This window comes from Pseudomonas flexibilis (genome assembly GCF_000806415.1).
Lineage (GTDB): Bacteria > Pseudomonadota > Gammaproteobacteria > Pseudomonadales > Pseudomonadaceae > Serpens > Serpens flexibilis.
Genome location: NZ_JTAK01000001.1, coordinates 574,005 through 587,062, shown reverse-complemented (window position 1 = coordinate 587,062; position 13,058 = coordinate 574,005). Strand labels below are relative to the sequence as shown.

Sequence of the window (13,058 nt, the reverse complement as noted above, 5' to 3'; positions counted from 1 at the left end):
GGCCCGACAAGGCGCGGCGTGCCAGACTGCCGGAAGACCCTGGCCCTTGAACGCCGCCATGCCAACGCTCGATCTGCGCCGTCTGATTCTCCTGCTGAGCATCTGCGCCACGCTGCTGGTGCAAGGCTTCCTGCTGTATTCCGGTTATCAGCTGCAACGCCGCCTGCTGATCGAGCAAACCCTGGAAACCAATCGCATCTACGCCGTGAAACTGGCGGAGCTGGCCGAAGACTTCCTCTACTCCTCGCAGCAACGCCTGACCTACAGCGCCAACCTGCTGCGCTCCCGACTGGACGACCCGGCGTTCATCGACGCTGAGCTGGAACGCCTGCGCGTGCAGCTCGATACCTTCAACTCGGTCTACCTGGTGAATGCCGACGGGCGCCTGCGGGCCTTCTCCCCTCATGACCCACAGCGCATCGCGGATCGCATCAGCGCCGGCTCGGAAGAAATCCTGTTGCGTCGTGAGCCGCTGGTCTCGCGACCGTTCATCACCGCCCGGGGACGCCTGGTGGTGGCGCTTGCCCAGCCGCTGTTCGACGACCAGGGGACCTTCCTCGGCTACCTGGGCGGCTCCATCTACCTGCGCGAACCCAGCGTGCTCAACAAGCTGCTGGGCGAGCATTACCATCGCGACGGCTCCTACCTTTACGCGTTCTCCCCGGACCGGCATGTCCTCTACCACGACGACCCGCATTGGATCGGCCAGCAGCTGGACGAAAGCGAAATCACCCAGGCGGTGCGAGAAGGTCGCAGCGGCAGCCTGCGACTGCTCAGCGAGAAGGGCGAGGAGGTCCTGGCCGGCTACGCCACCGTGCAGGGGGCGGGCTGGGGCGTGGTGACCCAGCGCCCCTTGCAGGTCACCCTGGCAGAACTGAAAAGCCTGGCCTGGGAAGTGGCGGGCTTCGTCACGCCGGTGCTGCTGGTCACCATGCTGGTGATCTGGTGGCTGTCCTGGATCATTTCCCGCCCCCTGCGCCAGCTGGCCAGGAGCGTGCAACAGCCGGACGGGCTGCTGGCGGCCCAGGAAGTTCGCAAGGTGAGGTCGTGGTACTACGAGGCGGCGCAACTCAAACGTTCGATCCTTGCCGGCCTGGAGCTGCTCAACCGCAAGATCGGCAAGCTGAACCTGGATTCGATCACCGACCCGCTGACCGGGCTGGTCAACCGGCGCGGCGCCCAACTGTCCCTCGAGGAATGGGAGAACGATGCCCGCCCCTTCGCCGTGGTACTGATGGACATCGACCACTTCAAGCAGGTCAACGACCAGTTCGGCCACGACGCGGGCGACCGCACGCTGCAGTTCCTGGCCAGCCAGATGCGCAAGGTGGCGCGGGCCAGCGACGTGCTGTGCCGCAGCGGTGGCGAGGAATTCATGATGCTGCTGCCGGACACTGAGCTGGAGGATGCCGCCCGGGTCGCCGAGCGGCTGCGCCGCCTGATGGAGGAAAGCGTCACGACCGCCGGACGCCCGGTGACGCTCTCCTTCGGGGTGGCGCACTACCCGCAGACCAACAGCTTCCCCGAGAAGGTGCTCAAGGCTGCGGACGAGGCGCTGTACCGCGCCAAGGAGCAGGGACGCAACCGCGTGGAGCTGGCGCCCGGTTAGCGGCGCAGCAGGCCGTCCGCCAGGGCGATCACTTCGCGGATCTGTTCTTCGGTGCGCGCGTGCATGACGGCGCGAATGTGCTCGTCGAGCAGACCTTCCAGGATATGGCTGTTGTAGACCCGCAGCGCGAACAGCGCGCTGGCGCGCAGGGTGGGCTCGGCCTTGTGGGATCGGGACGGGCGCTTCTGCGCCGGGGTGTCGTGCGACTGCCTTTCTGCACTGCTCATTTATCAACCGCTCTTGGTGCTGCCACGGCCATCAGGCCATGGCACTCGAAATAGACGTGCCTGGAACAAGCCCCGTCCAGGCGGCGTGTGCGGGCACTCATCCGTCTGTCGAAAAAACTCGTTAACAGGATCACAGGCCGCGAGTCTACCGTCCGTCCGGAACAGTCACAATAAATTCATGGTCTTTAGTCATTTCCTCCGCCCCAAAAAGAAACCCCGCCTAGGCGGGGTTTCGGGTGAAGCGACGGAGGATCAATCCTCGCGGTAGCGGCGCAGCTTGAGGGCCTTGCCGGCGACGCGGGTGTCCTTGAGCTTGCCGAGCAGACGGTCGAGGCCCTCTTCCGGCAGCTCGATCAGGCTGAAGGTTTCGCGGATCTGGATGCGGCCGATGGCTTCGCGGGCCAGGCCGCCTTCGTTGAGGATCGCGCCCAGCAGGTTCTTCGCGGCGATACCGTCGCGGGTACCCAGGGCAGCGCGGCAACGGGCACGGCCTTCGGCGATCGGCGCCGGGGCGCGACGCTCGCCACGCTCGCGGTATTCGCTGCGGGCGCTGCTATCACGCTCGCGACGCTCGCGGGTCGGGCCCGGCACCAGCGGCTGCTCGCGCTCCAGATCGGCCAGGCTCAGCGACTGGCCGTTGGTGGCCTTGCGCAGCAGTGCGGCGGCCAGGGCATGCGGGGTGCAGTCCAGATCGGTCAGCAGGCGATCAAACAGTGCGCCATGGGTGCCTTCGGCCTCGGCCAGCAGCGGACGCAGGGTCTCGGTAAGCTTGCGAATGCGCGCATCCAGCACCTGTTGCGGGCCCGGCAGGTGCGCCTCGGCAACCTTCTGGCCGGTTACGCGCTCGATGACCTGCAGCATACGGCGCTCGCGCGGGGTAACCAGCAGCAGCGCGCGACCCTCGCGACCGGCGCGGCCGGTACGGCCGATGCGGTGCACGTAGGATTCCGGATCGTAGGGCATGTCCACGTTGAGCACGTGGGTGATGCGCGGCACGTCGATACCGCGGGCAGCCACGTCGGTGGCGATCACGATGTCCAGGGTGCCGTTCTTCAGCGACTCGATGACCTTTTCGCGCTGTGCCTGGGCGATGTCGCCGTTCAGCGCAGCGGCCTTGTAACCCTTGGCTTCCAGCGCGGCGGCCAGGTCCAGGGTGGCCTGCTTGGTGCGCACGAAGCCGATCAGCGCATCGAAGTCTTCCACTTCCAGCAGACGGCACACCGCGGCGACCTTCTGGTCAGCGTGCACCATCACGTGGGCCTGCTCGATACGGGCCACGGTCTGGGTCTTGGCGGCGATCTTGATGTGCTGCGGCTCGCGCAGGTGCTTCTCGGCGATGGCGCGGATCGAATGCGGCAGGGTCGCGGAGAACAGCACGCTCTGGCGGCTGGCCGGCATGGCCTGGAAGATCACTTCCAGGTCGTCCATGAAGCCGAGCTTGAGCATCTCGTCGGCTTCGTCCAGCACCAGGAAGCCGATGGTCGACAGCAGCTGGTCGTTGCGGCTCAGGTGATCGACGAGACGACCGGGCGTGGCGACGATGATCTGTGCACCCTGGCGCAGCGCCTTGAGCTGCGGACCCATGGGCGCGCCACCGTAGACGGCGACCACGCCGACACCCGGCATCTGCTTGGAGTAGGTTTCGCAGGCGGTAGCCACCTGCAGGGCCAGTTCGCGGGTCGGCGCCAGGATCAGCGCCTGGGGCTCGCGGCGGGCCGGGTCAATCCTGGACAGCATCGGCAGGCAGAAGGCAGCGGTCTTGCCGGTACCGGTCTGCGCCTGGCCGATCATGTCGTGGCCTTCCAGGATGACCGGGATGGCCTGGGCCTGAATGGGGGACGGTTCTTCGTAGCCGGCCGCGACGATGGCGGAGAGAACGGCGGGATGAATACCGAGCGCGGCGAAGCCGCCGGTTTCCTGAGTCATGGGGTTGCCTCTTTGCATTCGCAAACACCCATGAGCAAGACTGCGCATGCCTTGATCGACCTTGTGGGTCACCCTGGCAGCCTGGCGGCGAGGAGTTGCGATGTGAATGAATGAAACGACGAAGGTAGGCCGCGGAGCGGACCTGCAGCGAAGCGATGCTTCGTGGAACCTGATCGGAGCCGCAATTGCGACCGGCGCGCACTATACCGGAAACCTGGCGCCTCTGCGCGTTTTTTTTGACGGACGTGACGCCCTTTGACGGGCGCCACCCGGGACGCAACCTGGTACGGCCGGCGATCCCCCGCCCCGCAGTGCCGGGTGCGAGCAGTCCAACCCCACAGGGGGCCGGTACCGCTGCCTAGGCGCCCCGTTTACTGACCCGGAACTGGCCGACCAGTCGCTGCAGGCGATTGGCGGTATGCCGCACCCGCTCCGCGCTGCCGGCCAGCCCGTCCAGGGTCTGCCCCATGTCGCCGGCGGCCTGTTCCACGCCGCGGATGGTCTGCCCGTAGTGCAGGCTGCGCTGGTTCAACTGCTGGATGATTTCGAACATGCGCTGCACCCGCGCGTGCAGCTCGCTATTCTCGGCGCCCTCTGTCTCGCTGTGCTGCAGGCGCGCATCGACGTCCTTGACCCCGGCTTCCATGCTCTGCACTTCGCGCCGTGTTTCAGCCTGCAGGCTTTCGACCAGGGTACCGATGTTCTCGGCGGCCTGGGCGGTGCGCTGCGCCAGGGTGCGTACCTCACCGGCCACCACGGCGAAGCCGCGCCCGTGCTCGCCGGCGCGCGCCGCCTCGATGGCCGCGTTGAGGGCCAGCAGGTTGGTCTGCGCGGTGATGTCGGCGATCAGCCCGACGATGCCGTCGATCTCCGCCATGCGGCTGTCCAGGCGCTGCACGCCGAGGGCGGAACGCTCCATCACGTCGCGGATCGAGCGGGTGCCGCTGCGCACCTGCTCGAAGCGCTCGCGGGCGCTGGCCACCACCTGGTCCATGGCGCTCTTCATCTCACCGGCCGTGCTGGCCGCCTGCTGGATCTCGCCCAGCTGCTCCTCGACCAGCAGCAGCAGTCGGTGGATTTCCTCGTTGACCTCGCGACTGGTGCCAGCCGCCTCACCGCTGCGCTCCAGCATGCGCGCGTTGGTGTCGCGCACCTGGGCGGAAACCTCGATGACCTGCCCCACCAGGTTGTCCAGGCTGTCGATCAGGCTGTTGATCCAGCGGCCCATCTCGCCGCTCTCGTCGTTGCCCAGTTGCGCCCGGTCCAGGCGCTGACTGAGGTTGCCGCCGCCCTCGGCGATGGTGCGCACCACACCAGTCATGCGCCGCAGGCGCGCGGCCAGGCGGTTCGGTCCGAACGCCGCGAAGGCGCAGGCGCCCAGCACCAGCAGGCCGAAATCCACGGCATCCAGCGCCCAGCCGGAGAGCCCGCCGAGGTGCTGCAGGCCGACACGCAGGCCGAACAGCGTCAGCACGGTGGCCAGGTAGGTCTTCATCAGCCCGTAGGCCAGCGAGCGACGCCGGTAGACTTCCTCCAAGTCGGCCTCGCACATCATGCCCCAGCGGTCCGGCGAACCGGGTAGCTGGAAGGTGACGCCCTTGCCGATCACCGGGATGTGCCGGTAGTCCGAGTAGCCCGGATAGCTGACGAACAGGTTCTGTCCACGGGCGATGGTTTCGCGCACACCGGGATGCAGCTCGCCGCTGGCCGGATCGGTGAAGCGCAGCTCCAGCTCAGTGTGGCGCTGCACGCGCACCGTGCCCCAGGCGGTGTGCACGCCACCCTTGAGGTTCTCGCCGAGGCTGAAGGTGTCATCCTCGAACCGCGAGCGCGACAGCGCGGTGCCGGCGGTGATCGCCGGATCGAACCGCGACTCCACCATGAACAGGTAGTTGTCGCCGGAGTCCGGGTAGACATGCCCGGCTTCGCGCTGAATCAGATCGCCCAGCACATCGTTGGGCACCCGCGCGCACAGGCAGCCGAGACCCTGGCCCTCGACCTGGACCGGCTGGAAGAACATCAGCGTAACGGCGTCGTGGAACCGGGAGCTGCTGGCGCCCAGGCGCTCGGTCCAGGGATCGCGGTACGGGCCGAGCAGGAACGGCTTCTTCAGGCCTTCGGCGAGGGCGCGCGGGGAGATGTCCGTCTGGCCCTGGCGCGCCTCGCTGCTGGAAGCCAGCACCCGGCCGGCGGCGTCCACCACGAACAGCTCCGAGCAGTCCGGCAACTGCCGCAGCTCCTCCCGCAGGCGCTGCGCGTCGGGCGTTGGCCAGTCCACCCCCACGCCCTGCGCCAGTTCGCCGAGACGCGTCCAGTGCGCTTCCGTCCACTGCTGGAGCTTCTTCATGCGCGTCTGGGCGATGCCCTCGAACGTCTGCTCCAGTTCCGCCGCCAGTCCGCGATTCAGCCAGCAGGCCCAGCCCATGGCCAGGCGGCCGGTCTTGCCGAACCAGGGCAACCAGCCGCGCTCGGCGGCCGACAGATTCATGTGTGCACTCGAATGGGACATCGGGGAATTCCTTGCGACCGACAGCGGTAACCTTCGGTGCAGAGCAATTCCCGGACCAGCTGCAAAGCCCCAAAATCGCCCGTTTACGGCAAATTCCGCACCGTTTCAGGGCGCAGAGAGCGAGAGAACCAATATCAATGCGCCATTACCGTGCACATCAACTGGCGGGGCGGATCGCCTCGATCAACGATTCCAGGCTGTAACCCAGGCGCGGCTGCAGGGCCTGGGCGCGCTCACGCAACGCATCAAGATCCAGCGTCTGCTCCAGATCGGAGGGCACCAGCAGGGCGACATTGCCCTCCTTCACCGGACATTCCCAGTAATGGTGATGGAACAGCCCGCGCAGCAGCGCAGCGCCCAGCGGCTTGCCATCATCGGTGGCCCACTGGTTGATGATCAGCCAGCCACCCGGATTGAGCTTGGCCTGGCAGGCTTCGAGGAATTTCCAGGCCAGATGGCCCGGGCCGGGGCCCAGGTCGGTATAGAGGTCGACGAACAGCAGGTCCGGCCGTTCGGCGCTGTCGAGCAGCTCCAGTGCGTCGCCGACGCGGATGGTCAGGCGCGGATCATCGTCCAGGCCGAGGAACTCCATGGCCAGACGCGGCACATCCGGGCGCAGCTCAATGACTTCGACATCGTCCAGCGACAGGAACTTCAGGCAGGCCTGGGTCAGCGTGCCTGCCCCGAGGCCGAGAAACAGCGCGGATTCCGGCGCCGAGTGGGCCAGGGCGCCGAGCAGCATGGCGCGGGTGTAGTCGTATTCCAGCCAGGCCGGATCGGCGGTGAACACGCAGCTCTGCTCCACCTGATCGCCGAACTCCAGGAAGCGGTAGTCGCCCATTTCCACCACGCGGATCACGCCATAGGCGTCGCGCACCTCGGCCAGCAGCCGTTCTTCCTGCACATCCGGCACACCCGACAGCGGCGTCTGTTCACTACTCATCGCGTCATACAACCTGCTTGCAACCGGCCAGGGCGGCCGAAGGGGCGCCTATGCTTGCCAAAGCGCGCGGGAAACACAATCACAAGCCTTCATCGGAGCGCCATCGGCATTGGAGTAGCATAGGCGGCGTCCTTTTCAATCCGCCAAGAGAGCATCGATGTCGCAACCCTGGTCCCCCGAGAGCTGGAGGAGCAAGCCCATCCAGCAGCAACCCGACTACCCCGACGCCGCCCATCTGGCCCGTGTGGAAAACACCCTGGCCGGCTATCCGCCGCTGGTGTTCGCCGGCGAGGCACGCGAGCTGCGCCGCCAGTTCGCCGAGGTCACCCAGGGCCGCGCCTTCCTGTTGCAGGGCGGTGACTGCGCCGAAAGCTTCGCGGAATTCTCCGCCGCGAAGATCCGCGACACCTTCAAGGTGCTGCTGCAGATGGCCATCGTCATGACCTTCGCCGCCGGCTGCCCGGTGGTGAAAGTCGGCCGCATGGCGGGCCAGTTCGCCAAGCCGCGTTCCTCGGGGGAGGAAACCCAAGGCGGGGTCACCCTGCCCGCCTACCGCGGAGACATCGTCAACGGCATCGAATTCGACAGCCGTAGCCGCGTGCCCGACCCGGAGCGGCTGGTCCAGGCCTACAACCAGTCCACCGCCACCCTCAACCTGCTGCGCGCCTTCGCCCAGGGTGGATTCGCCGACGTCCACCAGGTGCACCAGTGGAACCTGGACTTCATCGCCAACTCGGCACTGGCCGAGAAGTACCAGCAGTTGGCAGGTCGCCTCGATGAAGCGCTGGCGTTCATGCGCGCCTGCGGCCTGGATGGTGTGCCACAGCTGCGCGAGGCCAGCTTCTTCACCGCCCACGAGGCGCTGCTGCTCAACTACGAGCAGGCCTTCGTGCGCCGCGACAGCCTGACCGGCGACTGGTACGACTGCTCGGCGCACATGCTGTGGATCGGCGACCGCACCCGCCAGCCGGACGGCGCGCATGTGGAATTCCTGCGCGGGGTCGGCAACCCGATCGGCGTGAAGATTGGCCCGAGCACCCAGCCCGACGAGCTGCTGCGGCTGATCGACATCCTCAACCCGGAGAACGATCCGGGCCGCCTCAACCTGATCGTGCGCATGGGCGCTGGCAAGGTCGAGCAGCACCTGCCTCGCCTGATCCGCGCCATCACCGAAGAGGGGCGCCTGGTGCTGTGGAGTTCCGATCCGATGCACGGCAATACCATCAAGGCCGGCGCCTACAAGACGCGGGACTTCGCCAGCGTGTTGCAGGAAGTGCGCGAATTCTTCGCCGTGCACCGCGCCGAAGGCAGCTACCCGGGCGGCATCCATATCGAGATGACCGGCCAGAACGTCACCGAGTGCATCGGCGGCTGCCGACCGGTCACCGCGGACAGCCTGTCGGATCGCTACCACACCCACTGCGACCCGCGCCTGAACGCCGACCAGTCGCTGGAGCTGGCGTTCATGATCGCCGAGAGCCTGAAGGGGCTGGGGTAATAGTGGAGTCTCCGGCCGCCAACGGTGGCCAACGCGTTGCGTTGACCACTCTACGGTCGGTGTCGCGATCAGCCGATCACCGAGAATTTCATTAGGCTGCTTCCTTTCTCGGCGCCACCTGCCGCATCATGCGGCAGTTCGTCCCAGCCACAGCGTGCAGCCCCTATGAGCGCAGTCCGATTGCGCGATCCCGCGCAAGTTCTCGCCCTGATCGTCTTCACGGCCCTGATCTATTTCTGCACCGGCCTGCCGCTGGCGGTGCTACCCGGCTATGTACACGACAGCCTCGGCTACAGCTCGGCTGTGGCCGGCCTGGTGATCAGCGCCCAGTACCTCACCACCCTGCTCGCCCGGCCGCTGACCAGCAGCCTGTGTGACCGGCTGGGCTCGCGCCGCGCGGTGACCTACGGCCTGCTGGCCTGCGCGCTGAGCGGTCTGCTGACGTGGCTGGCGATCAGCCTGGACAACCTGCCCATCGTGACGCTGGGCGCCCTGTTACTGGGGCGGGTTTTGCTGGGCGCCGCCCAGGGACTGATGGGTACCGGCGCGCTGAGCTGGGCCATCGCCCGCGCCGGGGTGGAGCACACCGCCCGGGTGATTTCCTGGAACGGCGTCGCTGTCTACGGCGCCATCGCCATCGGCGCCCCACTGGGCATGGCCTTGGCCGAACGCTTCGGCGTCGGGAGCCTCGGCGCGGTGACCCTGGCACTGGCGCTCGGCGGCCTGCTGCTGATCCGCCGACAGGCGACCCTGCCGGTCAGCAGCGAAGCCCGCCTGCCCTTTCGTCGCGTGTTCGGCCGGGTGCTGCCCGGCGGCCTGACCCTGGCGCTCGGCACGCTTGGCTACGGCACCCTGTCGACCTTCGTGGCGCTGTACTTCACCAGCCGCGGCTGGGACGGCGCCGGCTATGCGCTGAGCGCCTTCGGCGCCGCCTTCATTGGCGCGCGCCTGGTGTTCTCAGGCACCATCGGCCGCTGGGGTGGTTACCGGGTGGCGCTGGCCTGTCTGGGCGTGGAGCTGCTCGGACTGCTGCTGATCTGGCTGGCGCCGGGCCCGGTACTGGTCTTTGCCGGCGCGGCCCTGACCGGCCTGGGCCTGTCGCTTCTGTATCCAGCGCTGGCAGTGGAAGTCATCCAACAGGTGCCAGCCTCCAGCCGCAGCTCGGCGCTGGGCGCTTTTGCGCTGTTCTTTGATCTGGCCCTGGGACTGGCCGGCCCGCTGATGGGGCTGCTGGTGCCGTTGAGCGGCCTGGCAGGCCTGTTCGGCGTATCCGCGCTGCTTGCAGTGATCGGTCTGGGGATGGGGGTTCGGCTGCTGCAGGGCGCCCGAGGCTGAGTCCTGCGCCTACGCGCTTCGCGGCTGCAGCTCCCGGGAGCAGGTTTCATTGATCCGCCGACGCGGTGCGAGGCCGCGAGACGCGCCGTGCCGGCGCGGTGGTGGACAAGGAAAACGTTGTCCACCCTACCGGAGCGGCACGCCCTCAGCCGCAGTCGGCCGGCGTCAAGCCGGCCTCGTGCACCACCTCAGATCAACGCCAGACCGCGAGCCAGGTCGTTGCGGATGTCGTCCACGTCCTCCAGGCCAACCGCGACACGGATCAGGCTGTCGCTGATTCCGGCGGCGGCGCGCGCTTCGGGGCTGAGGCGGCCGTGGGACGTGCTGGCCGGGTGGGCAATGGTGGTCTTGGTGTCGCCCAGGTTGGTGGTGATGGAGATCATGCGGGTGGCATCGATCACCTTCCAGGCATTCGCCTTGCCGCCCTTCACCTCGAAGCTCACCACCGCGCCGAAGCCGCTTTGCTGTCGCTTGGCCAGCTCATGCTGCGGGTGGCTGGGCAGGCCAGCGTAGTAGACGCGTTCAACCTGGGGCTGCTGCTCCAGCCATTCGGCGATGGCCTGCGCGCTTGCGCAGTGGGCCTGCATACGCACCTTGAGGGTTTCCAGGCCCTTGATGAACAACCAGGCGTTGAACGGACTTAGCGTCGGGCCGGCGGTACGCAGGAAGCCGACCACCTCCTGCATCAGCTTGGCCGGACCGGCCACCACGCCGCCCAGGCAACGGCCCTGGCCGTCGATGTACTTGGTGGCCGAATGGATGACGATATCGGCACCCAGCGCCAGCGGCTTCTGCAGCACCGGCGTGCAGAAGCAGTTGTCCACCGCCAGCAGCGCGCCGTGGGCGTGGGCCACCTGGGCCAGCGCGGCGATATCCACCAGCTCGGCCAGCGGGTTGGACGGCGATTCGACGATGAACAGCTTGGTGTTGGGCTTGCAGGCCGCCGCCCAGGCGTCCAGGTCGGCCAGCGGCGGGTAGTCCACCTCCACACCGAAGCGCTTGAAGTACTTGTCGAACAGGCTGATGGTCGAACCGAACACGCTGCGCGACACCAGCACATGGTCGCCGGCGCTGCACAGGCTCATCACCATGGCGAGGATGGCGGCCATACCGGAAGCGGTGGCGACCGCCTGCTCGGCCCCTTCCATTGCGGCAATGCGCTCCTCGAAAGTGCGCACCGTGGGGTTGGTATAGCGGGAGTAGACGTTGCCGGGCTGCTCGCCGGCGAAGCGCGCAGCGGCATCGGCCGCACTGCGGAACACATAGCTGGAGGACAGGAACAGCGCTTCGCTGTGCTCCGCCTCGGGGCTGCGGTACTGGCCGGCGCGCACGGCCAGGGTATCCGCCCCGGCCTCGCTCAGATCACTGTCCAGCCGGCCGGCATCCCATTCATTCAACATTGCTTTACACCTTGGGGTTGCGGCGCATTCGGCACGGCGACTGCGCCGCCGCCCGGGTGCGTCAGATCAGTTGTTGTACAGGTCGATGATCGCGTTGACAGCGTTCTGCTTGCTCTTGCTCAGGTCGTTGCGCGCCTGATCAATCCGCTGCAGGTAGGCCTCGTCCACGTCGCCGGTGACGTACTTGCCATCGAACACTGCGCAGTCGAACTCGTCGATCTTCACCTTGCCGCCGCCGACGGCGTCCTTGAGGTCTGCCAGATCCTGGTAGACCAGCCAGTCGGCGCCGATCAGCTCGGCCACCTGTTCGGCAGTGCGATTGTGGGCAATCAGCTCGTGGGCGCTGGGCATGTCGATGCCGTAGACATTCGGGTAGCGCACTTCCGGCGCCGCCGAGCAGAAGTAGACCTTCTTGGCACCGGCGTCGCGGGCCATCTGAATGATCTGCTTGCAGGTGGTGCCGCGCACGATGGAGTCATCCACCAGCATCACGTTCTTGCCGCGGAATTCCAGGTCGATGGCGTTGAGCTTCTGGCGCACCGACTTCTTGCGCGCCGCCTGGCCGGGCATGATGAAGGTCCGGCCGATATAGCGGTTCTTCACGAAACCTTCGCGGAACTTCACTCCCAGGTGGTTGGCCAGCTCCAGCGCGGAGGTACGGCTGGTATCGGGAATCGGGATGATCACGTCGATGTCGTGGTCCGGGCGCTCGCGGCGGATCTTCTCGGCCAGTTTCTCACCCATGCGCAGGCGGGCCTTGTACACCGACACGCCGTCCATGATGGAGTCGGAACGCGCCAGGTAGACGTATTCGAAGATGCACGGGGTAAGGCGCGGATTCTGCGCGCACTGGCGGGTGAACAGCTTGCCGTCTTCGGTGATGAACACCGCTTCGCCTGGCGCCAGGTCGCGGATCAGCGAGAAGCCGAGCACATCCAGGGCAACGCTTTCCGAGGCGATCATGTACTCGACGCCTTCGTCGGTGTGACGCTGGCCGAAAACGATCGGGCGAATGCCATTCGGGTCGCGGAAGCCCACCAGGCCGTAGCCGGTGACCATGGCCACCACGGCATAACCACCCCGGCAGCGCTCATGCACCTTGGCGACGGCGGCGAAGATGTCCTCTTCGCTGGGGCGCAGCTTGCCGCGACGGGCCAGCTCGTGGGCGAACACGTTGAGCAGCACTTCGGAGTCGGAGTTGGTGTTCACGTGGCGCAGGTCAGCGGCGTAGATTTCTTCGGCCAACTGTTCCACGTTGGTGAGGTTGCCGTTGTGCGCCAGGGTGATGCCATACGGCGAGTTCACATAGAACGGCTGCGCCTCGGCGGAGCTGGAGCTGCCGGCGGTCGGGTAGCGGACATGACCGATGCCGATGTCGCCCACCAGCTCCTGCATGTGGCGCTGACGGAACACGTCGCGCACCAGGCCGTTTTCCTTGCGCATGTGCAGGTGACCGTTCTCGCAGGTCACGATGCCGGCGGCATCCTGACCGCGGTGCTGGAGCACGGTAAGCGCGTCATACAGCGCCTGATTGACGTTCGACTTGCCGACGATACCGACGATGCCACACATGTGACGCAACCTCACTCATGAATCATGGAGGGAGCCGGA

General features: G+C 66.8%; 8 protein-coding genes and 1 pseudogene. 3 read left to right on the top strand and 6 right to left on the bottom strand.

Features of this window, described 5'->3' with window-relative positions; genetic code table 11:
* Positions 1-58 precede the first annotated feature (58 nt).
* The gene (locus tag PT85_RS02840) at positions 59-1,609 is read left to right on the top strand and encodes a GGDEF domain-containing protein (protein ID WP_027590128.1); all 1,551 of its coding nucleotides are present in this window, start codon (positions 59-61) and stop codon (positions 1,607-1,609) included.
* On the opposite strand, the gene PT85_RS02835 is transcribed toward PT85_RS02840, so the two are convergent.
* From PT85_RS02835 to PT85_RS02820, 4 genes and pseudogenes are all read right to left on the bottom strand, one after another.
* Complete coding sequence (locus PT85_RS02835) at positions 1,606-1,836, bottom strand: hypothetical protein (protein ID WP_027590129.1); 231 nt, start codon at positions 1,834-1,836, stop codon at positions 1,606-1,608. The genes PT85_RS02840 and PT85_RS02835 overlap by 4 nt on opposite strands.
* A 252-nt stretch (positions 1,837-2,088) precedes the next feature.
* Positions 2,089-3,794, bottom strand: a pseudogene (locus PT85_RS02830) (DEAD/DEAH box helicase).
* A gap of 326 nt (positions 3,795-4,120) precedes the next feature.
* Complete coding sequence (locus tag PT85_RS02825) at positions 4,121-6,271, bottom strand: methyl-accepting chemotaxis protein (RefSeq protein ID WP_039605862.1); 2,151 nt, start codon at positions 6,269-6,271, stop codon at positions 4,121-4,123.
* 157 nt (positions 6,272-6,428) lie between these two features.
* On the bottom strand, positions 6,429-7,214 hold the full coding sequence (locus PT85_RS02820) for a spermidine synthase (RefSeq protein ID WP_407681066.1): 786 nt from the start codon (positions 7,212-7,214) through the stop codon (positions 6,429-6,431).
* 157 nt (positions 7,215-7,371) lie between these two features.
* Here PT85_RS02820 and PT85_RS02815 point away from each other — a divergent pair, with 157 nt between their 5' ends.
* Together PT85_RS02815 and PT85_RS02810 are read left to right on the top strand one after the other, a co-directional pair.
* A complete protein-coding gene (locus PT85_RS02815) occupies positions 7,372-8,712 on the top strand; it encodes a class II 3-deoxy-7-phosphoheptulonate synthase (protein ID WP_039605861.1) in 1,341 nt (446 codons plus the stop codon).
* A 165-nt stretch (positions 8,713-8,877) separates the two neighbouring features.
* Positions 8,878-10,047, top strand: a complete 1,170-nt coding sequence (locus tag PT85_RS02810) for an MFS transporter (RefSeq protein WP_039605860.1) — start codon at positions 8,878-8,880, stop codon at positions 10,045-10,047.
* Positions 10,048-10,235: 188 nt separating this feature from the next.
* Here the strand turns inward: PT85_RS02810 and PT85_RS02805 are convergent, their stop codons facing one another.
* Together PT85_RS02805 and purF are read right to left on the bottom strand one after the other, a co-directional pair.
* Positions 10,236-11,447 (bottom strand): O-succinylhomoserine sulfhydrylase, encoded by a 1,212-nt coding sequence (locus tag PT85_RS02805; RefSeq protein WP_027590135.1) that lies wholly within the window; start codon positions 11,445-11,447, stop codon positions 10,236-10,238.
* A 66-nt stretch (positions 11,448-11,513) separates the two neighbouring features.
* Complete coding sequence (gene purF / locus PT85_RS02800) at positions 11,514-13,019, bottom strand: amidophosphoribosyltransferase (RefSeq protein ID WP_027590136.1); 1,506 nt, start codon at positions 13,017-13,019, stop codon at positions 11,514-11,516.
* Between the last annotated feature and the right edge of the window lie 39 nt (positions 13,020-13,058).